The sequence below is a fragment of the Klebsiella sp. GL120222-02 genome, assembly GCF_003097195.1.
GTDB classification, from domain to species: Bacteria; Pseudomonadota; Gammaproteobacteria; order Enterobacterales; family Enterobacteriaceae; genus Klebsiella; species Klebsiella variicola.
In genome coordinates this window covers 447,974-470,390 of the sequence record NZ_QEQO01000003.1, presented here as the reverse complement: position 1 = coordinate 470,390, position 22,417 = coordinate 447,974, and the positions used below count along the sequence as shown (strand labels likewise).

The window sequence follows — 22,417 nt, the reverse complement described above, 5'->3', positions numbered from 1 at the left end:
AAAGTGTAGCAGGTGACCTCAGGCCATAATCCGCGCGGCCCACACGCTGACATCATCGCCGCTGCCCAGATCCGGCTGCACCAGGCCATTGACCATAAAGGTCGGCGAGACGTGAATGCCGTTCTGACGGGCGTATTTACTGTGCCACTTGATCACGTCCTGCAGCTCCGGGCGGGCAAAGGCGGCCCCCAGCAGCACGTGACTGTAACGTTCAATGCGCTCAATGATTTGCTGCGGCGTGGCGTTCATGTTCGGCCCGCTGCAGTGATCGGTAAACTCAAACTCTTCCCGATGGTCGGCCACGGCCTGCATCACCTTATGCGCCTGCTCTCTGCCGTGCGGCAGGGTAGACGCGGCGAGGATGCAGCGGACAATCACCCCGGAGAACAGATGCCACGGCTGCGACTGCAGGCGTATCTTGATGGTGACGTTATCGGCGCCGACCTCATCAAGCAGGTCGTCGAGCTTATTAAACGCGCGGACAGAGTAGGGGCAGGTGGGCTCAAGGAACACCTCAAACGTCCGCGGACCGTGTCCCCAGACCAGCGGTTGGGCATTCAGATGCGAGGGTGTGCTCATTGTCGACTCCTGATGTTGCGTTGTTTTTTTGTTATATCACCGATAACGATATCACTTTTGTTTCCGGCTGCAGGGTTATTTTCCTTAACGGCACGATTAGCGAAACGAATGAGTGGTATCATCGTTACACCTCTGTCTGGTAAGTGCCTGCGGCAGGATAAGAAGAGGGAGTTTTGTTTCGCCAACTGCCCGGGCTGCATTAATTTGAGGTCAGGCTAAATGAGCAAAGGATCGACAAGCAGTGACGCCCCGTTTGGGACATTGTTAGGCTACGCGCCCGGCGGCGTGGCGATTTATTCATCGAATTACAGTAGCTTAAATCCGCAGGACTACCCGGATGACGCGACGTTTCGCAGCTACATCGGCAGTGAGTATATGGGGCATAAATGGCAGTGCGTCGAGTTTGCACGCCGCTTTCTGTTCCTGACCTACGGGTTTGTCTTTACCGATGTGGGGATGGCGTATGAAATCTTCTCCCTGCGTTTCCTGCGTGAAGTGGTCAATGACAATATTTTGCCGCTGCAGGCCTTCGCCAACGGTTCCCGCCGTCCGCCCATCGCCGGTTCGTTACTGATCTGGCAGAAGGGAGGCGAGTTTAAGCACACAGGCCACGTCGCGGTGATCACCCAGCTTGTCGGCAATAAAGTGCGTATCGCCGAGCAGAACGTCATTCACTCGCCGCTGCCGCAGGGCCAGCAGTGGACCCGCGAGCTGACCCTCGAGGTCAACGCCGGCCGGTACACCATCAAAGATACCTTTACCGATACCGAAATTTTAGGCTGGATGATCCAGACCGCCGATACCGAACACAGCCTGCCGCAGCCGGTGCTGCCGGGCGAGGCGATGGCGATCAAAGGCGCGCGGCTGCCGAACAACGGCCAGTTCCGCGGCAAATGGCTGAACGAGAAAGATCCGCTGCAGAAAGCCTACGTGGCGGCCAACGGCCATTTCATCAACCAGGATCCCTACCAGTATTTCACCATCAGCGAAAGCGCCGAACAGGAGCTGATCAAAGCCACTAACGAGCTGCACCTGATGTATCTGCACGCCACCGATAAGGTGATGAAGGATGATAACCTGCTGGCGCTGTTTGATATCCCGAAAATCCTCTGGCCGCGTCTGCGTCTCTCCTGGCAGCGCCGTCGTCATCATATGATCACCGGGCGCATGGATTTTTGCATGGACGAGCGCGGGCTGAAGGTGTACGAGTACAATGCCGACTCCGCCTCCTGCCATACCGAAGGCGGGCTGATCCTCGAGCAGTGGCTGAAGCAGGGCTACTACGGCACCGGCCACAATCCGGCGGAAGGTCTGCTCGATGAGCTGGCGGGGGCGTGGAAACACAGCCGGGCGCGGCCCTTCGTCCACATCATGCAGGACAAGGATCTGGAAGAGAATTACCACGCGAAATTTATCCAGCGTTCGCTGACCCAGGCCGGTTTTGAGAGCAAAATTCTCTTTGGCCTTGATGAGCTGCGCTGGGACGCTGCCGGCCAGCTGATTGACGCTGACGGGCGGCTGGTCAACTGCGTCTGGAAAACCTGGGCATGGGAAACCGCCATTGAGCAGGTGCGCGAAGTCAGCGCCGATGAGTACGCGGCGGTGCCGATTCGTACCGGACATCCGCAGAATGAGGTGCGGCTGATTGACGTCCTGCTGCGTCCTGAAGTATTGGTATTCGAACCCCTGTGGACGGTGATCCCGGGTAACAAAGCGATTCTGCCGGTGCTGTGGTCGCTGTTCCCGCATCATCGCTATCTGCTGGATACCGATTTTGTGGTTAACGACGAGCTGGCGAAAACCGGCTATGCCGTGAAGCCCATTTCCGGACGCTGCGGGAACAATATCGATTTGATCGGTCCTCAGGATGAGGTTCTGGATAAGACCAGCGGCCAGTTTGTCGATCGCAAGAATATCTACCAGCAGCTGTGGTGCCTGCCGAAAGTGGACGGTAAGTACATTCAGGTGTGCACATTTACCGTTGGTGGTAACTACGGCGGTACCTGCCTGCGCGGCGATTCGTCGCTGGTGGTGAAAAAAGAGAGCGATATCGAGCCGTTAATCGTTTTGAAAGACAAAGCATGACGTGCGAAACCCGGGTAGCGGCATACCCCTGTCCGGGTGACAACGTACAGAAAAGGATAGCCCCGGCATGGTCAGCGCCGCCGGGGAACACCTGCAACGAAGCCAAGATAATTAACACAACAACAAGACAGAAAAGGAAAATAGTATGCACGATCGGCGTCTCGCCGCCCGCGCGGGTGAACTCAAGCCCTCCGCCGTCCGCGAACTTCTCAAGCACAGTAAACTGCCCGGCGTGATCTCGCTTGGCGGCGGCATTCCGGCCCCGGAATTGTTTGATACCGAAGGCCTGGAGCTGGCGGTGCAGAAGGTGATGAGCGAACGTTTTCATGACGCATTCCAGTACGGTCTGACGGAGGGCTACCCGCCGTTGCGCCAGGCGGTGAGTGAAATCTGTCACTCCCGTGGCGTGACCTGTTCTCCCGCTCAGGTCTATATCACCTCCGGCTCGCAGCAATCGCTGGATATCGTTGCTCGTACGCTGCTCGATCCAGGTGACACTATTGTCGTTGAGCGTCCTACCTATCTGGCGGCGCTGCAGGTGTTTCAGCTGGCGCAGGCCAATATTCTCAGTGTCGACACCGATGATGACGGGATGCTGGTGGAGCAACTGGCCGACCTGCTGGAGACCACCCGCGTCAAAGCCGTTTATCTGGTGCCGACGTTCGGCAACCCCGGCGGCAAAACGCTGAGCGAGACGCGTCGTCGTCACCTGGTTGAGCTGGCGAAAAAATATGACTTCGTCATTCTGGAAGACGATCCCTATGGCGAAATTAGCTTCACTGACGCCGTTCGACGCCCGCTCTATCAGCACGCGGTTGAGCTGGGCTGTGAAGATCAGGTGGTCTACACCTCGACCTTTTCGAAGATCCTCGCGCCGGGGATGCGCATCGGCTGGGTCGTGATGCCGGACTGGCTGGCGCAGCAGACGGTGATCGTCAAGCAGGCGGCGGATCTGCATACCAATATGCTTTCGCAGGTGATCACCGCGGAGTACCTCGGCATGAACCGGCTGGAGAACCAGATCGCGTTGATTCGCGAAGACTACCGCAAGAAGTGTGTGGCGCTGGCCGACGCGCTGGAAAGCCGCCTTGGCGAGCACCTGGAATTCAGCCGCCCGCAGGGGGGCATGTTCCTGTGGGCGCGTTTCCGCTATCCGTTCGATACCATGGAATGGATGAAGAAAACGCTGGAAAACGGCGTAGTCTACGTTCCTGGCGAAGCGTTCTATCACGATAAGCCGGATACCCGTACTCTGCGTCTCTCCTACTCCACGGTGTCTGAGGCCGGGTTGCTGACGGCCGTTGAGCGGCTGGCGGCCTCCCTGTAATGACTCTGCTGTGCGCCGCTTAACGACGGCGCACAGCCCTTCGCGGCGAGAGCGGGAGGAACTGACGTTAGCGTCCAGCGCCAGGGTCAATCTGTCTCGGCGATCCGGTCATCCAGCCAGACCAGCATCAGCGATGCGAGAAAAGCAACCGCAAAGGTGCCAATAAACAACCACATAAATGTCCCTCGCGGGTTAATTATTTTTCTGATTTTACCGGAGAGCGATCGTTTCGGTCGGAGATGGAGATTTTTGTCCCAGCAGAATGGCTGGCGAGAGAGAAAAAGTCATCGGCATCAATATCGAAGTTGAGAATAATTTCCCTGTATTTCCCACCGTTAATCAATGCGTTGGCTTCTTTAATACTACTGGCAATAATGACTGGCATCAGTTTTATCTCATTTTGAAAACTGAGAAGCAAAATAAGAGTTAGTTCGTACCAGATCAACTACTTTTTATAGTATGTCGCAGCAGAAAAAAACGTCATATCGCGGCCCCGCAAGAGCGGGGTGTTTTATGGCGGTCATCTGGCTACCAACAGCACAATCTCATTCGACGCTGAAGATATACTGCGATTTCGCCCCCCATCAGGATGATTTTCCCTGCTGTTTTTCGCGCAATATCTCGCCACAGCGCTGCCGATCTTCGCCCAGTGTTTGCTGCTCCTGCGCGCTGAGCTGGCGCCAGGTGTCCAGCATCCGCTGCCCCAGCGCCGGCAGGTAATGGGTTTTATGCAATGCATAGTCCGAATTTCCCCCTTCGACGATATTTTGCATATCGTGGAGGAACTGGCGGCTGTCGTCATGATCGATCATGCAAAAGACTGCCCGGTAGTAGGCTTCTTCATCTGCGGTGTAATGCGGGGTGAACCACCAGACCAGCAGCGCGATAAGCGCCAAAAGCGGGATAATAAAAGGTAATTTTTTCAACATCAGTTTTTCGGTCGGAGACAATCAGCCGTCAGTGTACCTGCAATGACGGCCTGATGTAAGCGCCGGCCCCGGCGGGCCGGCGCAGGCTAGTAGCCGACCGGGTAGATGCGGCCGGTCTGAACGCCTTCAATGCTGCGACGATAGGCCTGCGCCACGGCGGCGGCGGGGACGCTGGCAAAGCCCGGGAAAAAGTCGCCGTAGGCCGCCAGCGACTCGCTGAGCACGGTGGGGCTAATGAGATTGATGCGGATCCCGCGTGGCAGTTCGCAGGCGGCGGCGCGCACAAAGCCTTCCAGACCGGCGTTGACCGTCGTGGCATTGACGCCCTGAGCAATGGGCTCCTGGGCGACAATACCGCTGACCAGAGTAATCGACCCGCCGTCACGCAGGAAATGCTGCCCGATCAGCGCCAGGCGAATTTGCCCCAGCAGCTTGTCCTGCAGCCCGAGGTTGAACTGACTGTCGGTCATGGTGCTTAACGGCCCAAAGTGCAGATTGCCGGTGGTGGAGACAATCGCATCTACTTCGCCCGTTTGGGCAAATAGCGCCTCGACGCTCTCCTGCGAGGTGATATCCACCTGATAATCTCCCCGGGTGCGGCCGACGCGGATAACGTCATGTCTCTGGCTCAGCTCTTCGCTGACCGCGCGACCGATGGTGCCGCTGGCACCGATAACGATAATTTTCATGGCTGTCTCCTGATGAGGTGAGACGCTATTCTTTAATAAAACGAATATCGGATAAACTGGCTAAAAGTTAGAACATTACTAACCAGAGGTTAGCAATATGGATAAGCTGCGAGGGATGGAGACGTTTATTGCCGTGGTGGAGTGCGGCAGCTTTACCGGGGCGGCGTCGCGCCTGGGGCTGTCGGCGGTGATGGTCGGGAAATATATCGCCCAGCTGGAAAGCCAGCTGGCGACGCGTCTGCTGGAGCGTAACACCCGACGCCAGAGCCTCACCGACGCCGGGCGGGTCTATTTTGACGAAGCGAAACGGGTGATGGAGCAGGTCTCCATCGCCGAAAGCGCGGTCGAGCGGCTGCGGCTGGCGCCCGCCGGCACCCTGCGGGTGAGCGCCCCCACCTCGTTTGGCGCCAGCGTGATCGCGCCCCTGACCGCCACCTTCCTGCAGGCCTGGCCTGCGGTCCGGGTGGAACTGGATCTGACTAACCGGATGGTCGATCTGGTGGATGAGGGGGTCGATCTGGCGATCCGCATTGGCGAGATCCATCAGGAGGATCTGGTGGCCCGCTATCTGGCGCCGTATCGGATGGTGATCTGCGCCGCGCCGGCTTATCTGGCGCGTTACGGGACCCCCGGGACGCCAGAGGATCTCGCCGATCATCTCTGCCTGTCCCATACGGTCTGGACCGCCCGCAATGAGTGGCGACTGCCGGGCATAGAGGGGGAAGTGCGCTGGAAACGCGATGCGATTTTACGCTGCAATGATGGTTACGCGCTGCGCCAGGCGGCAATCGCCGGGGCCGGGCTGCTGATGCAGCCGGAGGTGCTGCTGGCCGATGCGCTGGCCAGCGGCAGCCTGGTGCGGGTGCTGGAGGCCTGGACCCCGCAGCCGAGACCCGTGCATCTGCTCTGGCGCCAGGATCGTCGGCCCCTGCCGAAGCTGACGCAGTTTATCGCCCATCTTCAGCAGGGAATGGCCGACGCGCTGACAATGACCCGCGCGTCGGAATAATCACTCCTCCCGCAGCGCCTGCTGCCAGTCGGCAATCAGATCGTTGGGATCTTCGATCCCCACCGACAGGCGGATCAACTGCGGCGTGATGCCGTTCGCCAGACGTTTCTCCAGCGGGATCGAGGCATGGGTCATGCTGAAGGGCTGGCTCACCAGACTCTCCACGCCGCCCAGGCTCTCCGCAAGCGTAAACCAGCGCAGCTTGCTGATAATGCGCTCGGCGTAACCTTCATCGCCCTTCACCACCACCGAAATCATGCCGCCGGGCAGCGCCATTTGCTGGCGCGCCAGCTGATGATGCGGGTGCGAGGCCAGCCAGGGGAACCAGACTCGCTCCACTTCCGGCTGCTGTTCCAGCCATTCGGCGAGCTGCAGCGCGTTCGCGCTGTGGCGCTCCATCCGCAGCGCCAGGGTACGGATACCACGTAGCGTCAGGAAGCTGCTGAACGGGTCGAGTACACCGCCTACCGCATTCTGCAGATAGCCAAGCTTTTCCGCGAGCTCGGAGTTATCGCCAACCACCGCCAGGCCGGCGACGACATCGGAATGGCCGTTGAGGTATTTGGTCGCGGAGTGCACCACAATATCAAATCCATGCTCCAGCGGGCGATGGATCGCCGGCGAGGCGAAGGTGTTATCGGCGACGCTGATCAGGTTATGGCGTCGCGCGATGGCGGCGATGGCGCTGAGATCCGCCAGCTTCAGCAGCGGGTTGGTGGGCGTTTCCACCCAGATCATGCGCGTATCGGGGCGGATCGCCGCTTCAATCCCCTTCAGGTCGTCGGGTTTCACCCAGCTCACCTGCAGACCAGCGCTACGGCGGCGCACGTTTTCCAGCAGGCGGTAAGTGCCGCCATACACATCATCGACCGCCACCAGGTGACTGTCCTTATCCAGCAGCTCCAGCACGGTGGAGATGGCGGCCAGCCCGGAGGCGAACGCGTAGCCGCGCGTGCCGTTTTCCAGGTCGGCGATCGCCGTCTCCAGCGCGTGGCGGGTAGGGTTCCCGCTGCGGGAATATTCATAGCCGGTATGCTGCCCCGGCGCCGGCTGAGCAAAAGTGGAGGTGGCGTAAATCGGCGGCATCACTGCGCCGTGGCTGTCGGTGAAGGTTCCGCTATGTACGCTCAGGGTGTGGATAGATGACATAAAAAAATTCCTTATTGTGCGACTCGGTTACGCCAGGCGGTTAGTACATCGCTGCGGGTGACCAGGCCAAGAAAACGCGCATTGTCAGCGATCACCGCCACCAGACCGCGATCGAGAATAGCCTGCAGTTCGCTCTCTGGCGCACGCTTATCGAGAGTTTCAACATGGCGGCTCATCGCTTCGCTGACCGGCAGGGAGAAGCGTTGGCGATCGCCCTGTACGTGGCGGATCAAATCCCACTCATCGACAATGCCGACCACGTGGCCATCCTCCAGCACCGGCAGTTGGGAGATGTCATACAGCCGCATGCGGGTAAAGACTGCGGCCAGGGTGTCGTCCGGCGCGGCCGTGACGGTGGCGCCTTCGTCATGGCGCAGGGCGATAAAATCACTGAGATCGCCCTGTTCGGGCCGGGCGATCAGTCCTTGCTGGCGCATCCAGTCATCGTTGAACATTTTGGACAGGTATTTATTGCCGCTATCACAGGCGAAGGTCACCACCCGTTTCGGACGGCTTTGTGCCCGGCAGTAGCGCAGGGCGGCGCTGAGCAAGGTGCCGGTGGAAGAGCCGGCCAGCACGCCCTCGACCTGCAGCAGCTGGCGCGCAGTCTGGAACGCTTCGCGGTCGCTGATGCGATACGCGGTATGTACCCCCTCCAGCCTGGCCAGCGGCGGGATAAAATCTTCGCCGATCCCTTCGACCAGCCAGGATCCCGTTTCGCCGTAGCGTCCGGTATCGACCTGATCGGCAAGGATCGAACCCGCCGGATCGGCGAGAATAAATTCCGTTTTCGGCGAGTGTTCAGCAAACCAGGCCTGAAGCCCGCCCAGCGTACCGCCGGAGCCGACGCCGACGACGACGGCGTCGATATCGCCCTCCAGCTGCTGATAAAGCTCCGGCGCAGTGGAGGTGGCATGGGCCAGCGGATTGGCGTCGTTATTAAACTGGTCGATATAAAAGGCGCCCGGCGTTTCATCGGCAAGGCGGCGGGCATAATCCTGATAATAGGCCGGATGGCCTTTATTGACGTCGGAACGGGTGAGCAGCACCGTCGCGCCCAGCGCCCGCAGGTGAAAGATTTTCTCGCGGCTCATTTTGTCCGGCACCACCAGGATCAGCCGGTAATTTTTCTGCGCCGCGATCAGCGCCAGGCCGAGGCCGGTGTTGCCGGCGGTGGCTTCGATTATCGTTCCTCCGGGCGCCAGTTTTCCCTGGCGCTCGGCTTCATTAATCATCGACAGCGCAACGCGATCTTTAATTGACCCGCCGGGATTCTGATTTTCCAGTTTTAAAAACAGACTGCAGGGGCCGGTATCCAGTTTGTGCAACTGGAGCAGGGGAGTATGACCGATCAGGTCGCTCACGGAATGAAACAGTGACATAACCATTTACCCACTCGTTTAAGATACTTTTGCATGGTAGAGCTGTGAAAACGGTAATTTAAAGAACATTTCTCTGCCTGTTAGCGTCAAATGGAATATAAGATGCTATTTGGCCATCTGGAGGGAAAGCAGGGTAGCCACCTGGGCGGATCGATTGCCAGAAAAGGGCGTTTTTAGCCGCTTTTGGCGAGAAAATGGCGATTTTAATCAGCGTGTTATCTGATATCTGAAAATGTATTTTCGAAAAGATTCTATGGGGAATAGGTCTTAATGGCACAGAGGATACGGCGTGGTAGAAACCCACAGATATAGGGCGCAGAAAAGCAAAAACCCAGCCATAGGCTGGGTTCTCTGAATAAGTGGTGCCCGGACTCGGACTAACGCCGCAGGCGTTGAACAGCGCGCGTGTCGCGCTGGCCCCGAAGGGGTGAGCCGCTGTGCGGCGAATAATCGAATGGAGTTCGATGGAGAGTCCGGTCGTAGAAAAGCAAAAACCCAGCCATAGGCTGGGTTCTCTGAATAAGTGGTGCCCGGACTCGGAATCGAACCAAGGACACGGGGATTTTCAATCCCCTGCTCTACCGACTGAGCTATCCGGGCAACGGGGCGCATTAAACCGTAATCGCCGCGCCTCGTCAACGAAATTTATCTGTTTTGCAGCAGACTGAACAATCTATCACCACATTGCGCTAAAAGCACGCGTCTTCAGGCAAAAAACAGCGTCCAGGCCGCTGAAATTGGCATCGCCAGCACCAGCGCAGGCAGCATATTCACCACCGCAAACATTTTTATCCCGCAGATGCGCAGCCCGGTGGCCACCAGCAGCATACCGCCGACGGCGCTGAAATCCGCCAGCATCATCGGGGTAGTAAGCGGTATAATGATCGCCGCGCAGGCCGCAAGAGTCAGCTGGATGAGCAGCATCGGCACGCTGATGGCGGCGACGGCAATGCCCAGGGTGCAGGCGAAAATGGTGGCAGTGAAAAAGTCGAGAAACGCTTTAGCAATCAGAATGCTGGCGTCGCCAGTCATCCCTTCGCGCATGGCGCCGAAGACGCCGGTGCCGCTGGCGCAGAACAGGACGATAATCGCCACATAGCTCTGAATATAAGACTCATGAGCCGAAGCCTTTTTCTTGCCTTTCGCTGACATCAACTGCTGGAGTTTACTGACCAGCGTATTGATGCCTTTTTCCATATTGCATATTTCGCCGAGCAGCGTCCCCACCAGGGTCGACAGCACCATCACTGGCAGATTGGCGCACTTAATGACCAGTAAAATGCCGATGCCTAATGACGCCAGGCCAAAAATTGAGGTCATTGATGTGCGGATCCGTTCCGGCAACCGTTGACTGAGCAAGGCGCCCAGCACACCGCCGACCAGCACCGCGCTGGCGTTAATAAAAGGTCCTGTAACCACGCTGACTCCTGTTAAATATCCCTGATAACCGCATTATTATGACGTTAACCCGCCGCGAAAGCTTGTGTATCCGTGATATAAGTGCATACGGTTTTCATCTTGCGCCTGTTCGGGAAAGGTGCCATGATTGCGCGAATTTTCTCCTCCCTGATATGAGGCCGCCGATGACGACACTGCCATTATCTCGCCAGCGACGTCGCGCACAGATGCGCGGGCTGCCTCATCTTGCTACGCTTACCCCTCTGTTCACCATGCGGTGAAGGACACGTATGCTCACTGTAGGGCAACAGTAAGATCGGACGCGTCTGCTTTTACTGATGTCCGGCGGTCGGAGCTGAAATCCGTCAGACCCGGACACATCGTTGGGCAAGGTTTCCTTGTCTGAGATTTTTACACTCCCGATACGGGCATTTGCGCTTATGAAATCCATGCACATTGCCGCCAGCTGCGAGCTGGTCACCCGCTTGTCCACCCACCGTCGCGTTGTGGCGCTGGACAGTACCGATTTTACCGATGTGGCGGCAGTCGTCATCACCGCGGCGGACAGTCGCAGCGGCATCCTTGCTCTCCTCAGACGCAGCGGATTTAATCTGCCGGTCTACCTGCTGAGTGAGACGGCGGTCGAGAGGCCAGAGGGGGTGCAGGCGGTGATCGCCGGTAAAGATCAGGAGTGGCTGGAGCTGGAGGCGGCGGCCTGTGATTATGAAGCGCGTCTGCTGCCGCCGTTTTTCAATACTCTGACCCAGTACGTCGAGATGGATAACAGCACTTTTGCCTGTCCGGGGCATCAGCACGGGGCGTTTTTCAAAAAGCACCCTGCAGGCCGTCAGTTCTATGACTTTTTTGGCGAAAATGTCTTTCGCGCCGACATGTGCAACGCCGACGTGAAATTAGGCGATCTGCTGATCCACGAAGGGTCGGCCAAGCACGCGCAGAAGTTCGCTGCGAAAGTGTTCAATGCGGATAAAACCTACTTCGTCCTCAACGGCACCTCGGCGGCCAACAAAGTCGTGACCAATGCGCTGTTGACCCGCGGCGATCTGGTGCTGTTCGATCGTAACAACCACAAGTCAAACCATCACGGGGCGCTGATTCAGGCGGGGGCGACGCCGGTCTATCTTGAAGCCGCGCGCAATCCGTTCGGTTTTATCGGCGGCATTGACGAGCGCTGCTTTGATGAGCATTACCTGCGGGATCTCATCCGCGAAGCGGCGCCTGAGAAAGCCAATGCCTCCCGCCCGTTTCGTCTGGCGGTGATCCAGCTGGGGACCTACGACGGCACGGTCTATAACGCCCGCCAGGTGGTGGATAAAATAGGCCACCTCTGCGATTACATCCTGTTCGACTCGGCGTGGGTGGGCTATGAGCAATTTATCCCGATGATGGCCGACTGCTCGCCGCTGCTGCTGGAGCTGACCCCGGACGATCCGGGTATTTTTGTCACCCAGTCCGTGCACAAGCAGCAGGCCGGCTTCTCACAGACGTCGCAGATCCATAAAAAGGATAACCATCTGCGCGGCCAGGCGCGTTTCTGTCCGCACAAGCGGCTGAATAACGCCTTTATGCTGCATGCCTCCACCAGCCCGTTCTATCCGCTGTTTGCCGCGCTGGACGTCAACGCCAAAATTCATGAAGGTGAGAGCGGCCGCCGCCTGTGGGCCGAGTGTGTGGCGCTGGGCATTGAGGCGCGGAAAGCGATCATCGCTAACTGCAAGATGATCCAGCCCTTTATTCCGCCAGTGGTGGCGGGGCGTCCATGGCAGGATCACCCGACCGAGGCGATCGCCCGGGAGCGCCGCTTCTTCAGCTTCGAACCCGACGCGCGCTGGCATGGTTTTGAGGGCTATGCGGACGACCAGTATTTTGTCGACCCATGCAAGCTGTTGCTGACCACCCCGGGCATTGACGCTGAAAGTGGGGAGTACAGTGAGTTTGGCATCCCGGCAACCATTCTGGCGCATTATCTGCGTGAAAACGGCATCGTGCCGGAGAAGTGCGATCTCAACTCGATTCTGTTCCTGCTGACGCCGGCGGAGAGCGCCGAAAAAATGGCGCAGCTGGTGGCGATGCTGGGGCAGTTCGAACAGCATATTGAGTCGGATAGGCCGCTGGCTGACGTGCTGCCGACCATCTACAACAAATATCCGGTGCGCTATCGCGATTACACCCTCCGCGAGCTGTGCCAGGAGATGCACGATCTGTACGTCAGCTTTGATGTGAAGAGCCTGCAAAAGGAGATGTTCCGTAAACGGAGCTTCCCGCGCGTGGTGATGAATCCGCAGGATGCTAACCGCGAATTTATCCGCGGCAACGTGGAGCTGGTGCGTCTGAGCGAAGCGGAAGGCCGCGTCGCGGCTGAAGGGGCGCTGCCCTATCCGCCGGGGGTATTATGCGTGGTGCCCGGCGAGATCTGGGGCGGGGCAGTACTGCGCTATTTCCTCGCGCTGGAGGAGGGGGTCAATATGCTGCCGGGCTTCTCACCGGAGCTGCAGGGGGTTTACAGCGAGACGGATCCGGATGGCATTAAGCGGCTGTATGGCTACGTGCTGAAGGGATAAAAAAACGCCCCGCTGAACAGGCGGGGCGTTTTGCTTTTGACGATCACGCGCTCTGCTGAGCGGCGGTCGGTTGTCTGACGTGTTTGTATTTGAACAGCGCCACGAAGGCAAAGGCCAGCACCAGCGAATAACCGGCGAAAATCAGCCACACGCTTTGCCAGTCAGTGATCCCCTCGACGGTAAAGTGCTCAACCACTTTGCCGCTCACCATCCCGCCAAGAATACAGCCGAAGCCGTTGGTCATCATCAGGAACATCCCCTGGGCGCTGGCGCGGATTTCCGGACGAACCTCTTTCTCAACGAACACCGAACCGGAGATGTTGAAGAAGTCGAAGGCGCAGCCGTAGACGATCATCGACAGCACCAGTAGTACAGTGCCGAACGGTGTCGGGTCGCCAAAGGCGAACAGGCCGAAGCGCAGCATCCACGCCACGATACTAATCAGCATCACGTTCTTAATGCCGTAGCGGCTAAGGAAGAACGGGATGGTCAGGATAAACAGCGTTTCGGAGATCTGCGAAATCGACATCAGCACTGACGCGTGCTCGACGATAAAGCTGCCGGCAAACAGCGGATCTTTATCGAAGCTATGCAGGAAGGTGTTGCCGAACATATTGGTGATTTGCAGTTCGGCACCGAGCATCATCGAGAAGATAAAGAAGATAGCCATGCGCTTGTTTTTAAACAGCGCAAAGGCGTTAAGCCCCAGCATCTCCGTCCAGCTTTGATTGCGCTGGGCGTTGGCGACCGGAATATGCGGCAGCGTCAGGGTGAACAGCGCCAGCAAGACCGACAGCGTCGCGCCAATGTACAACTGCATATGGCTCAGTTCGAAGCCCGAGAAGCTGACGCCCCACATGGCGAGGATAAAGCCGATGGTGCCCCAGATACGAATTGGCGGGAAATCGGTGACGATATCCAGCCCCGCCGACTGCAGGCGATAGTAAGAGATGGTGTTAATCAGCCCCAGCGTCGGCATATAGGCCAGCGAGTTGAGGAGGATCACAAGGAACATCTCGCCCGGCGTGGTGACCTGCGCCGCCAGATACAGCGTTAACGCGCCGACCAGGTGGCAGATGGCGTATACCCATTTGGCGCTGATCCATTTATCGGCGACGATGCCGAGCAGCGTTGGCATCAGGACGGCGGCGATGCCGAGCGAGCTATACACTGCGCCGATTGCCGCGCCGTCAAACTTCAGCGTGACAAACATGTACGAGCCGAGCGTGGTCAGCCAGCTCCCCCAAAGGCAGAACTGCAGGAACGACAGTATTTTTAGCTGCAGCTTAAGATTCATGTATTTATCCTCACGAATGTGGGCTTGTTATGTTTATTAAATAACATAACCACCGTTATTTTGATGCGATTCTATCATTCAGGGGTGAGAAGCTTCTGTTAACTGCCGCAGAAAATCGAAAAGATATGACGAAGTATGTCCTATAAAAAAGAGAGGCCCAGTGCGATGTCCGGGCCTGTAAGAGAGGGGGGTTATTTGCGGCGATAGCTTTTCTGCGCAGTGTTAACTTTATACAGATACCGGCGCGATTCGGCCGACGGATGGCGGGTGGTGAGCGTCTGGTAGACGTCGCCTGGCGCCATGCTGTTAATGATGTTCGCCGCCTGGACTTTATCGCTGGAGAACACGCGCAGTACGCTGCCGGCGCCGCCGTTATAGGCGGTGATCACCGCGTAGCGACGCGAGGTGGGGTTATCGATGCCGGCGAGATAAACATTGTTCAGCATCGCCAGATAAGCGGTGCCGGTATCGATGTTATTCGCCGGGTCAAACAGATAGCTGCGGCTCGGCAGGCCGGATTTGCCCTGCGAACGGAAGACGTCTTTCCCCGCGCTGTGCTGGACGACCTGCATCAGCCCCATGGCATCCGCGTGGCTCACCGCATAGGGGTTAAACGATGATTCTGTTTGCATAATTGCAAGGATCAGCGACTCATCAACGCCGTATTTACGCGAGGCCTGGCGCACCATGCCGAGGTATTTATGCGCACGTTTGTCGAGGTGGTTTGGTACCAGGTTAATGGTGATGCTGTAGATCACGCGCAGGCCATTGTTGCGGCTCTTGAGGCGGGTTTGCAGCAAATAATCGGCGTAGCGCGCGGCGCGCCACTCCCAGCGAATCGACGCGCCGGTGTTATCCACCACCTGACCATAGAGGAACGGCTCTTTGGAGATCTGAATATCATCGACGTCGGAATAGAGGTCAATGGAGTTGGGGTCATCGCCCATCAGCAGCGTTTTGATGATCGCCTGGCGCAGTCGTCCGCGCGGATCGGTGCCCGCGATGGTCTCGACGGTGATCGTCCCGGCATCAAAGTTGATGTGGCTGCGGGTTTGATATTGATCGGTATATTTAACGTAGTCCTTCGGCCCGGCGAGCAGGACTTCGTTATACCCCCAAATGTTCTCGATGTTATGGGCAAACTGGCCCATCAGGATATCGAATCCGTTCGTGTCCTTGACCCAGGCCTCGTTGTATTCGGTGCCTTTTTTATTGGAGCTGGAACACGAAACGAGCAACGGCGCAATCAGCGCGAGCGCTAAGTATTTTTTCATCATTCCGGGCGTGCGTGTTGTGTTTGTTTTTAAAAGGCCGCAGGGCCCTTACTGTTTTTCCGGCGGCGTGTAGCCTTCGATATGCACGTCTTTCCCTTCAAACAGGAACTGCACCATCTCCTGCTCCAGCAGCTTGCGGTGCTCCGGGTTCATCATGCTGAGTTTTTTCTCGTTGATCAGCATGGTCTGCTTGTGCTGCCACTGCGCCCAGGCTTCTTTGGAGATTTCGTTGTAAATGCGCTTCCCGAGTTCGCCCGGATAGAGCTGGAAATCCTGGCCGTCCGCTTCACGCTGCAGGAAAGTACAAAAAATGGTTCTGCTCATAATTACTCCTCTTTGATAGCCGAAAAATTTATACCGGCGTTCCGGCTTTTAACTGTTGCAACAAGCGCTCCACGGGGGCCGCCAGTCCGACCGACGGCGGCTGCGCTAAGTTATACCAGAGTGCGTTGCCTTCATCCATGCATGCGCCAGATGAGTGCACTGTAAGCCACATCGGCACAATATCCAGGTGGAAATGGCTGAAAGTGTGGCGAAAGGCGGTTAATTGCGTCAGATTATCGGCCTTTATCTGACGCTGCGCCAGCCACTCGCGCAGCTCCGCTTCGTCTGCAAACTGCGGAAAACAGAATAGTCCGCCCCACAAACCCACCGGCGGACGCTGGGAGAGAAACACCTCGTCGCCGTGCTGCATCAGCAGGAAATAGCCGGTGCGTTCCGGGATGGTCTGCTTCGGTTTTTTACCCGGATATTCCGCCCATGAATGATTCGCGTAGGCCACGCAGCCATTGCTCAACGGGCACAGCTCGCACTTCGGCTTCGAGCGGGTGCAAACCATCGCCCCGAGATCCATCATCGCCTGGTTGAAGCGTTCTACCCCTTGCGCCGGGGTCACCTCTTCGCTGATATCCCACAGCCGTTTTTCGACCTCTTTTTTTCCCGGCCAGCCGCTGACAGCATAGCAGCGGGCGAGCACGCGCTTCACGTTGCCGTCGAGAATCGGATAATGCTGACCGAGCGAAAGCGACAAAATCGCCCCTGCCGTTGAACGCCCGACGCCGGGCAGCGCGGCCACTTCCTCAAAGGATTGCGGGAAGATGCCGCCATGCTGTGTCGCCACCTGCTGGGCGGCTTTATGTAAATTGCGCGCCCGCGCGTAGTAGCCAAGGCCGGTCCACAGATGCAGCACCTCATCCAGCGGCGCGTTGGCTAAATCAACCACCGTTGGGAAACGCGCCATAAAGCGTTCAAAATACGGGATTACCGTGGTCACCTGGGTTTGTTGCAACATCACTTCGGAGAGCCATACTTTGTAGGGCGTCTTGGCGATTTGCCAGGGCAGGGTTTTACGCCCGTATTTGTCGTACCAGTCCAGGACCTGGGCTGAAAATTGCGCGGCGAGAAAAGTCAAAGCTATGGCTCCGGGATCGCGATTACAGGGTGGCAGATTGCAGCACAAGGGCGAGTGGCTGTAAACCCTTGCATCCGCCGGGTAACTTTGGATAATGCCCGTTTTCCGAACACTTTCACTAGCAGACTTAACTTTTATGAAAAACGACGTCATTTCTCCGGAATTCGATGAAAACGGCCGCCCGCTGCGCCGTATTCGTAGCTTCGTCCGTCGCCAGGGGCGCCTGACGAAAGGGCAGCAGCATGCGCTGGATAACATTTGGCCGGTGATGGGCGTTGAATTCAACGATGCGCCGCTCGATTTCGCTGCCCTGTTTGGCCGCGACGCGCCGGTCACACTAGAAATTGGTTTCGGCATGGGGGCTTCGCTGGTGGCGATGGCAAAAGCCAAACCGGAACAGAATTTCCTCGGCATTGAAGTGCACTCCCCGGGCGTTGGCGCCTGTCTGGCTTCTGCTGAAGAAGAAGGTGTGCAAAATCTGCGCGTGATGTGTCACGATGCGGTGGAAGTGCTGCATACCATGATCCCGGATAACTCACTGAATATGGTGCAGCTGTTTTTCCCTGACCCGTGGCATAAAGCGCGTCATAATAAACGTCGTATCGTGCAGCCGCCTTTCGCCGAGCTGGTCAAAAGCAAACTGAAACTCGGCGGCGTCTTCCATATGGCGACCGACTGGGAAGCCTATGCCGTGCATATGCTGGAAGTGATGTCCTCGCTGGAAGGCTATCGTAACCAGTCGGCAAGCAACGATTACGTACCGCGCCCGGAATCGCGCCCGGTAACCAAATTTGAACAGCGTGGCCATCGTCTCGGCCACGGCGTATGGGACTTAATGTTCGAGAGGGTGAAATAATGGCCAAGAATCGTAGCCGTCGTCTGCGTAAAAAAATGCATATCGATGAGTTTCAGGAGTTAGGCTTCTCCGTCGCCTGGCGTTTCCCGGAAGGGACCACCGAAGAGCAGATCGACCAGACGGTCAACGATCTGATCGAAGAGGTGATTGAGCCGAACAAGCTGGCCTTCGACGGTAGCGGCTATCTCTCCTGGGAAGGGCTCATCTGCATGCAGGAGATCGGTAAGTGCACCGAAGAGCATCAGGCCATCGTACGCCAATGGCTGGAAGCGCGTAAGTTAGAGGATGTGCGCACCAGCGAACTTTTTGACGTCTGGTGGGACTAAGTTTGACAAGGGTCGGCAACTGCCGGCCCGTTTTGTCTTAAGGGAGTTTTATGATGCGTAAAACGCTGCTGGCGGTGGCGCTCTCCGTCACCGCTTTGTCTGCCCATGCGGACTACCAGTGTAGCGTCACGCCGCGTGACGATGTGATCCTCAGCCCACAGCAGGTGCAGGTGAAAGGGGAAAACGGCAATCTGGTGATAAAACCGGACGGCAACCTGACCTTTAACGGTAAAACCTATACTCTCAGCGCTGCCCAGCGCGAGCAGGCGCAGGACTATCAGGCCAGTCTGCGCAGCAGCCTGCCGTGGATTGACGAAGGCGCGCGCTCGAGAGTCGAAAAAGGCCGCAAGGCGCTGGATAAAATCATTACCGAACAGGTTGGCGCCAACAGCAGCATGCATGGTCGCCTGACCAAGCTGGATGCGCAGCTGAAAGAACAGATGAACCGCATCATTGAGCGCCGCAGCGATGGCCTGACCTTCCACTATAAAGCTATCGACCAGGTACGTGCCGATGGTCAGCAGCTGGTGAATCAGGCGATGGGCGGCATTCTGCAGGACAGTATTAACGAGATGGGCGCGAAAGCAGTGCTCAAAGGCGGCGGCAACCCGCTGCAGGGCATTCTCGGCAGCCTCGGCGGCCTGCAAACGGCGATTCAGGATGAATGGAAAAACCAGGAGGCCGATTTCCAGCAGTTTGGTAAGGACGTCTGCAGCCGGGTGGTCTCGCTGGAGGATAGCCGGAAATCGCTGGTTGGCTCGCTGAAATAATGACATGGCGGTCCGCTTTCCGGCAGGACCGCCTCTGCGTTTACTCGTTCAGAAATAACTCAAGCAGGGAATTCAAAAACAGCTTACCGTGCTCGGTAATCTGCCAGTTCTGCTCGTCTTCCTGCAGATAGCCCTGGGCTATCGCCGCGTCCAGCTGCGGGCGGATCGCCGCTTCATCAAGACCGGTATAGCGACTAAATTCTGCGCGCGGCGCGGCCTCCAGCAGGCGGAAACGGTTCATAAAGAACTCAAACGGTTTATCCGCCTCTTCCACATCATGCTGACGCTCGAGGTAACGGCCTTCCATATACCCGCGCGGGTGGCGGGTTTTGGCGGTCCGCAGAATGCGTCCGTCAGGGAAGGTTATCTTACCGTGCGCGCCGCAGCCGATGCCGAGGTAGTCGCCAAAGCGCCAGTAGTTGAGATTATGCTGACACTGGAAGCCCGGTTTAGCGTAGGCGGACGTCTCGTACTGCTGATAGCCAGCGGCGCTTAGCAGCTGATGCCCCTGCTCGAAAATATCCCATAGCGCGTCGTCATCCGGCAGCACCGGCGGCCGGGAGCCGAACAAGGTGTTCGGCTCAATGGTCAGCTGGTACCACGACAGGTGCGGCGGGTTGAGGGCAATCGCCTGACGCAGATCGTCCAGCGCCTCCTCCAGCGACTGGTCCGGCAGACCGTGCATCAGGTCGAGATTGAAGCTGCGCAGGCCGAGACCGCTGGCGAGACGTGCTGCGCGCTTGGCCTCCTCCGGACCGTGGATCCGCCCCAGGCGCTGCAGCTTCGGTTCGCTAAAGCTTTGTACGCCGATGGAGATACGGTTCACCCCGGCGCGCTGGTAATCAACGAAGCGATCGGCCTCCACGGTGCCCGGGTTGGCTTCCATGGTGATTTCCGCCCCGGCGGCCAGCGGCAGGCAGGCGCGGACGCCATCCAGCAGGGTTTGCATGGCCGGGCCGGACAGCAGGCTCGGCGTACCGCCGCCGATAAAAATAGTGCCTATTTCCCGTCCCTGGGCATATTGCGCATCGGCCTGCAGGTCGTTTAGCAGATGCTGGACGTAATCGTCATGCGGCACCTCGCCTTTCAGCGCATGCGAATTAAAGTCGCAGTACGGGCATTTCTGCACGCACCAGGGAATATGAATATAGAGACTCAGCGGCGGCAAATTAGCCATTACGTAATGCTTCCAGTAACAGTTTTAGCGCTTGCCCACGATGGGAAATCGTACTCTTTTCTTCACGGCTCAGTTCGGCCGCGGTTTTCCCTTCGGACGGGACGAAGAAGATCGGGTCGTAGCCGAAGCCACCTGTACCAGCGGCCTGTCGGGTGATTACCCCAGGCCAGCTGCCGTGGCACACCAGCGGCGTGGGATCTTCGGCATGGCGCAGATAGACCAGCACACAGTGGAACTGCGCCTGACGCTGGTCGTCCGGCACGTCCTTTAACGCGTCGAGCAGCTTTTCAAGATTCTGCTGGTCGGTGGCGTCGACGCCGGAATAGCGGGCGGAGTAAATACCCGGCGCGCCGCCAAGAGCATCGACGGCCAGACCGGAATCGTCAGCGATGGCCGGCAGGCCGGTGATCTGTGCCGCATGACGCGCTTTCAGAATCGCGTTTTCAATAAAGGTCAGGCCGGTCTCTTCCGCAGAGTCCACGCCCAGCTCGGTCTGAGCGACGATATCGAGACCAAAATCTTCCAGCAGCGAGGCCAGTTCGCGCACTTTACCGGCGTTGCCGGTCGCGAGGACGACTTTTTGCATGATGAATCCTGTTTATTCAGTTAGCGCCGCGACCGCAGTCGGGATCTGTTGTGGGGCGATGATTTTAACTTGCTTATGGCGACCCAGCTCGCCTTTTTCAATCAGTACCTGGCATTTGGCGACGCGGAACTGTTTGGCGAGAAATTTCACCAGGTGGGCATTGGCCTGGCCATCAACGGGCGGGGCGGTAATGGCGACTTTAAGCTCGTCGCCATGTACGCCCACGATGCTATCGCGGCTGGCCTTCGGCTGAATGTACAGCCTCAGCACCAGCCCGTCAGCGCAGGTTTCAACGGCACTCATAGCGCCATCCACAGCCCCGGCAGCAGCACGTTACCGGTGGCCTGCAGCACCTCGGCGACACCCATATTAATCACGTACAGCAGCAGCACCAGCACCATCGGTGAGAAATCGATACCGCCCATCGATGGCAGCAGGTTGCGGATAGGGCGCAGCAGCGGGTCCGCCAGCTGCATCAGCACGTACTCCACCGGACTACGGCCCTGGCTGACCCAGCTCATGATCGCCATCAACAGCAGCACCCAGAAGATCAATGAGCCGATGGTTTTCAGCAGAATAAGCAGGGCGGAGATCCAGATGATCGGCTGGAAGGTGATCACCATAAACAGCACGATCGCTTTGATGACGCAGAGAATAAATGCCACCAGCAGCGAGGCGCTGTCAATTGGCCCCATCGCCGGGATAATCCGGCGCAGCGGCCCGACAATCGGCTGGGTGGCCTTCACCACAAACTGCGAAAACGGGTTGTAAAAGTCGCAGCGCGCCCACTGCATCCAGACGCGTAACAACACGACCATCGTGTAAAGCTCAATGACCGTTGAAAGCAGGAAAGTCAACGTCTTCATGGCGTTCCTCAGATTCCTTATTATTTGCTGTAGTCGCGCGCACCAAAAATAGCTGTGCCGATGCGCACCATCGTGCTTCCCGCCGCGATTGCGGCTTCCATATCGTCCGACATTCCCAGAGACAACGTATCGACCGTGGGGTACCGCGTTTTTAATCGCGCAAATGCTACCGCCATTTGCTGGGCGACGGCAAACTGCCTTACATATTCTGACTCAGGCGCGGGGATGGCCATCAGACCGCGCAGCTCCAGATGAGGTAACTCAGCGATCTCTGCCGCTAATCCATCGAGCGCTTCCAGCGGGATGCCGGATTTGCTCTGCTCATCGCTAATGTTGATTTGAATCAGCACCTTCAGCGGCGGCAGATGCGCCGGGCGCTGTTCGTTCAGGCGGGTGGCGATTTTCAGCCGATCGACGGTGTGGCACCAGTCAAAATGCTCTGCCACCAGCCGGCTTTTGTTGGACTGCAGGGGGCCAATAAAGTGCCACTGTAGTCCACTGATGCCGGCCTGCTGGAAATGGTTAATCTTCTCCACGCCCTCCTGGACGTAGTTTTCACCAAATGCCCGCTGGCCTGCCGCGATGGCTTCTTCGATCGCGCTCGCAGGTTTTGTTTTACTCACTGCAAGCAATGTCACTTCTTCTGGCGCACGCCCGCAACGAGCGGCGGCACCGGAGATTTTGTCCCGGACCTGTGCCAGGTTATGCGCAATATCGTTCATATTCCG

24 protein-coding genes and 1 tRNA gene are annotated in these 22,417 nt (G+C 57.7%); 8 read left to right on the top strand and 17 right to left on the bottom strand.

Going from position 1 to position 22,417, the window contains the following annotated elements; translation table 11 throughout:
* Window positions 1-18: 18 nt before the first annotated feature.
* Complete coding sequence (locus tag N438_RS12240; protein ID WP_004150918.1) at window positions 19-579, bottom strand: thioredoxin domain-containing protein; 561 nt, start codon at window positions 577-579, stop codon at window positions 19-21.
* A gap of 20 nt (window positions 580-599) precedes the next feature.
* Here N438_RS12240 and N438_RS28005 point away from each other — a divergent pair, with 20 nt between their 5' ends.
* From N438_RS28005 to N438_RS12230, 3 genes are all read left to right on the top strand, one after another.
* Window positions 600-722, top strand: a complete 123-nt coding sequence (locus tag N438_RS28005; RefSeq protein ID WP_004217169.1) for a hypothetical protein — start codon at window positions 600-602, stop codon at window positions 720-722.
* A 76-nt stretch (window positions 723-798) separates the two neighbouring features.
* Window positions 799-2,664, top strand: coding sequence for a bifunctional glutathionylspermidine amidase/synthase (gene gss, locus N438_RS12235; RefSeq protein WP_022064941.1), 1,866 nt, complete (start codon window positions 799-801; stop codon window positions 2,662-2,664).
* A gap of 145 nt (window positions 2,665-2,809) precedes the next feature.
* Window positions 2,810-3,991, top strand: a complete 1,182-nt coding sequence (locus N438_RS12230) for a PLP-dependent aminotransferase family protein (RefSeq protein WP_032733815.1) — start codon at window positions 2,810-2,812, stop codon at window positions 3,989-3,991.
* Between the two features lie 196 nt (window positions 3,992-4,187).
* Here N438_RS12230 and N438_RS12220 read toward each other — a convergent pair whose 3' ends face one another.
* The 3 genes from N438_RS12220 to N438_RS12210 form a co-directional block, all read right to left on the bottom strand.
* The gene (locus tag N438_RS12220; protein ID WP_008806492.1) at window positions 4,188-4,376 is read right to left on the bottom strand and encodes a hypothetical protein; all 189 of its coding nucleotides are present in this window, start codon (window positions 4,374-4,376) and stop codon (window positions 4,188-4,190) included.
* A gap of 199 nt (window positions 4,377-4,575) precedes the next feature.
* Window positions 4,576-4,920, bottom strand: coding sequence for a hypothetical protein (locus N438_RS12215; protein WP_012540552.1), 345 nt, complete (start codon window positions 4,918-4,920; stop codon window positions 4,576-4,578).
* Window positions 4,921-5,006: 86 nt separating this feature from the next.
* Window positions 5,007-5,609, bottom strand: coding sequence for a short chain dehydrogenase (locus tag N438_RS12210; protein WP_012540553.1), 603 nt, complete (start codon window positions 5,607-5,609; stop codon window positions 5,007-5,009).
* Window positions 5,610-5,706: 97 nt separating this feature from the next.
* Between N438_RS12210 and N438_RS12205 the strand changes: the two genes are divergently transcribed.
* The gene (locus N438_RS12205) at window positions 5,707-6,618 is read left to right on the top strand and encodes a LysR family transcriptional regulator (RefSeq protein WP_012540554.1); all 912 of its coding nucleotides are present in this window, start codon (window positions 5,707-5,709) and stop codon (window positions 6,616-6,618) included.
* Here N438_RS12205 and N438_RS12200 read toward each other — a convergent pair whose 3' ends face one another.
* From N438_RS12200 to N438_RS12185, 4 genes are all read right to left on the bottom strand, one after another.
* On the bottom strand, window positions 6,619-7,767 hold the full coding sequence (locus N438_RS12200) for a PLP-dependent aspartate aminotransferase family protein (protein ID WP_008806488.1): 1,149 nt from the start codon (window positions 7,765-7,767) through the stop codon (window positions 6,619-6,621). It abuts the gene before it with no gap.
* A gap of 11 nt (window positions 7,768-7,778) precedes the next feature.
* A complete protein-coding gene (locus N438_RS12195; RefSeq protein WP_162542795.1) occupies window positions 7,779-9,155 on the bottom strand; it encodes a cystathionine beta-synthase in 1,377 nt (458 codons plus the stop codon).
* Between the two features lie 518 nt (window positions 9,156-9,673).
* Window positions 9,674-9,749 (bottom strand) — tRNA-Phe (locus N438_RS12190).
* Between the two features lie 105 nt (window positions 9,750-9,854).
* Window positions 9,855-10,568, bottom strand: a complete 714-nt coding sequence (locus N438_RS12185) for a DUF554 domain-containing protein (protein ID WP_116696311.1) — start codon at window positions 10,566-10,568, stop codon at window positions 9,855-9,857.
* Window positions 10,569-10,987: 419 nt separating this feature from the next.
* On the opposite strand from N438_RS12185, the gene N438_RS12175 reads away from it, so the two are divergent.
* The gene (locus tag N438_RS12175; RefSeq protein WP_116696310.1) at window positions 10,988-13,126 is read left to right on the top strand and encodes an ornithine decarboxylase; all 2,139 of its coding nucleotides are present in this window, start codon (window positions 10,988-10,990) and stop codon (window positions 13,124-13,126) included.
* Window positions 13,127-13,169: 43 nt separating this feature from the next.
* Here the strand turns inward: N438_RS12175 and N438_RS12170 are convergent, their stop codons facing one another.
* The 4 genes from N438_RS12170 to mutY all read right to left on the bottom strand — a co-directional run bounded on the left by N438_RS12170 (window position 13,170) and on the right by mutY (window position 17,108).
* Window positions 13,170-14,423: a nucleoside permease gene (locus N438_RS12170; protein WP_008806476.1), complete on the bottom strand. Its 1,254-nt coding sequence runs from the start codon at window positions 14,421-14,423 to the stop codon at window positions 13,170-13,172.
* A 191-nt stretch (window positions 14,424-14,614) separates the two neighbouring features.
* On the bottom strand, window positions 14,615-15,697 hold the full coding sequence (mltC, locus tag N438_RS12165; protein WP_012540557.1) for a membrane-bound lytic murein transglycosylase MltC: 1,083 nt from the start codon (window positions 15,695-15,697) through the stop codon (window positions 14,615-14,617).
* Window positions 15,698-15,745: 48 nt separating this feature from the next.
* A complete protein-coding gene (locus N438_RS12160; RefSeq protein WP_004105744.1) occupies window positions 15,746-16,021 on the bottom strand; it encodes an oxidative damage protection protein in 276 nt (91 codons plus the stop codon).
* A gap of 28 nt (window positions 16,022-16,049) precedes the next feature.
* Window positions 16,050-17,108: an A/G-specific adenine glycosylase gene (mutY, locus tag N438_RS12155; RefSeq protein ID WP_008806473.1), complete on the bottom strand. Its 1,059-nt coding sequence runs from the start codon at window positions 17,106-17,108 to the stop codon at window positions 16,050-16,052.
* A gap of 136 nt (window positions 17,109-17,244) precedes the next feature.
* On the opposite strand from mutY, the gene trmB reads away from it, so the two are divergent.
* The 3 genes from trmB to N438_RS12140 are packed head-to-tail and all read left to right on the top strand — an operon-like array spanning window position 17,245 to window position 19,060.
* Window positions 17,245-17,964 (top strand): tRNA (guanosine(46)-N7)-methyltransferase TrmB, encoded by a 720-nt coding sequence (gene trmB / locus N438_RS12150; RefSeq protein ID WP_002916627.1) that lies wholly within the window; start codon window positions 17,245-17,247, stop codon window positions 17,962-17,964.
* Window positions 17,964-18,290 carry a YggL family protein gene (locus tag N438_RS12145; protein WP_012967224.1) on the top strand — a complete coding sequence of 109 codons (327 nt, stop codon included), beginning with the start codon at window positions 17,964-17,966 and terminating at the stop codon, window positions 18,288-18,290. The genes trmB and N438_RS12145 overlap by 1 nt, the downstream gene beginning before the upstream one ends.
* Window positions 18,291-18,340: 50 nt before the next feature.
* The gene (locus tag N438_RS12140; RefSeq protein ID WP_008806471.1) at window positions 18,341-19,060 is read left to right on the top strand and encodes a DUF2884 domain-containing protein; all 720 of its coding nucleotides are present in this window, start codon (window positions 18,341-18,343) and stop codon (window positions 19,058-19,060) included.
* Window positions 19,061-19,100: 40 nt separating this feature from the next.
* Here N438_RS12140 and hemW read toward each other — a convergent pair whose 3' ends face one another.
* Genes hemW through N438_RS12115 form a run of 5 tightly spaced genes read right to left on the bottom strand, consistent with a single transcriptional unit; the run spans window position 19,101 to window position 22,411 of the window.
* A complete protein-coding gene (gene hemW, locus N438_RS12135) occupies window positions 19,101-20,237 on the bottom strand; it encodes a radical SAM family heme chaperone HemW (protein WP_016161832.1) in 1,137 nt (378 codons plus the stop codon).
* Window positions 20,230-20,823 (bottom strand): XTP/dITP diphosphatase, encoded by a 594-nt coding sequence (locus N438_RS12130; protein WP_116696309.1) that lies wholly within the window; start codon window positions 20,821-20,823, stop codon window positions 20,230-20,232. The genes hemW and N438_RS12130 overlap by 8 nt, the downstream gene beginning before the upstream one ends.
* Before the next feature lie 12 nt (window positions 20,824-20,835).
* On the bottom strand, window positions 20,836-21,126 hold the full coding sequence (yggU, locus tag N438_RS12125) for a DUF167 family protein YggU (protein WP_043876042.1): 291 nt from the start codon (window positions 21,124-21,126) through the stop codon (window positions 20,836-20,838).
* Complete coding sequence (locus N438_RS12120; RefSeq protein ID WP_004205182.1) at window positions 21,123-21,689, bottom strand: YggT family protein; 567 nt, start codon at window positions 21,687-21,689, stop codon at window positions 21,123-21,125. Before N438_RS12120 ends, yggU begins: the two co-directional genes overlap by 4 nt.
* A 20-nt stretch (window positions 21,690-21,709) precedes the next feature.
* Window positions 21,710-22,411 carry a YggS family pyridoxal phosphate-dependent enzyme gene (locus tag N438_RS12115; RefSeq protein WP_023298214.1) on the bottom strand — a complete coding sequence of 234 codons (702 nt, stop codon included), beginning with the start codon at window positions 22,409-22,411 and terminating at the stop codon, window positions 21,710-21,712.
* Window positions 22,412-22,417 lie beyond the last annotated feature (6 nt).

What these genes read in the sequence shown, in the direction of transcription:
- N438_RS12240 (WP_004150918.1), bottom strand. Translation starts at nt 579, where the DNA reads ATGAGCACACCCTCGCATCTGAATGCCCAACCGCTGGTCTGGGGACAC.
- gss (WP_022064941.1), top strand. Translation starts at nt 799, where the DNA reads ATGAGCAAAGGATCGACAAGCAGTGACGCCCCGTTTGGGACATTGTTA.
- N438_RS12230 (WP_032733815.1), top strand. Translation starts at nt 2,810, where the DNA reads ATGCACGATCGGCGTCTCGCCGCCCGCGCGGGTGAACTCAAGCCCTCC.
- N438_RS12220 (WP_008806492.1), bottom strand. Translation starts at nt 4,376, where the DNA reads ATGCCAGTCATTATTGCCAGTAGTATTAAAGAAGCCAACGCATTGATT.
- N438_RS12215 (WP_012540552.1), bottom strand. Translation starts at nt 4,920, where the DNA reads ATGTTGAAAAAATTACCTTTTATTATCCCGCTTTTGGCGCTTATCGCG.
- N438_RS12210 (WP_012540553.1), bottom strand. Translation starts at nt 5,609, where the DNA reads ATGAAAATTATCGTTATCGGTGCCAGCGGCACCATCGGTCGCGCGGTC.
- N438_RS12205 (WP_012540554.1), top strand. Translation starts at nt 5,707, where the DNA reads ATGGATAAGCTGCGAGGGATGGAGACGTTTATTGCCGTGGTGGAGTGC.
- N438_RS12200 (WP_008806488.1), bottom strand. Translation starts at nt 7,767, where the DNA reads ATGTCATCTATCCACACCCTGAGCGTACATAGCGGAACCTTCACCGAC.
- N438_RS12195 (WP_162542795.1), bottom strand. Translation starts at nt 9,155, where the DNA reads ATGGTTATGTCACTGTTTCATTCCGTGAGCGACCTGATCGGTCATACT.
- N438_RS12175 (WP_116696310.1), top strand. Translation starts at nt 10,988, where the DNA reads ATGAAATCCATGCACATTGCCGCCAGCTGCGAGCTGGTCACCCGCTTG.
- N438_RS12170 (WP_008806476.1), bottom strand. Translation starts at nt 14,423, where the DNA reads ATGAATCTTAAGCTGCAGCTAAAAATACTGTCGTTCCTGCAGTTCTGC.
- mltC (WP_012540557.1), bottom strand. Translation starts at nt 15,697, where the DNA reads ATGAAAAAATACTTAGCGCTCGCGCTGATTGCGCCGTTGCTCGTTTCG.
- N438_RS12160 (WP_004105744.1), bottom strand. Translation starts at nt 16,021, where the DNA reads ATGAGCAGAACCATTTTTTGTACTTTCCTGCAGCGTGAAGCGGACGGC.
- trmB (WP_002916627.1), top strand. Translation starts at nt 17,245, where the DNA reads ATGAAAAACGACGTCATTTCTCCGGAATTCGATGAAAACGGCCGCCCG.
- N438_RS12145 (WP_012967224.1), top strand. Translation starts at nt 17,964, where the DNA reads ATGGCCAAGAATCGTAGCCGTCGTCTGCGTAAAAAAATGCATATCGAT.
- N438_RS12140 (WP_008806471.1), top strand. Translation starts at nt 18,341, where the DNA reads ATGATGCGTAAAACGCTGCTGGCGGTGGCGCTCTCCGTCACCGCTTTG.
- hemW (WP_016161832.1), bottom strand. Translation starts at nt 20,237, where the DNA reads ATGGCTAATTTGCCGCCGCTGAGTCTCTATATTCATATTCCCTGGTGC.
- N438_RS12130 (WP_116696309.1), bottom strand. Translation starts at nt 20,823, where the DNA reads ATGCAAAAAGTCGTCCTCGCGACCGGCAACGCCGGTAAAGTGCGCGAA.
- yggU (WP_043876042.1), bottom strand. Translation starts at nt 21,126, where the DNA reads ATGAGTGCCGTTGAAACCTGCGCTGACGGGCTGGTGCTGAGGCTGTAC.
- N438_RS12120 (WP_004205182.1), bottom strand. Translation starts at nt 21,689, where the DNA reads ATGAAGACGTTGACTTTCCTGCTTTCAACGGTCATTGAGCTTTACACG.
- N438_RS12115 (WP_023298214.1), bottom strand. Translation starts at nt 22,411, where the DNA reads ATGAACGATATTGCGCATAACCTGGCACAGGTCCGGGACAAAATCTCC.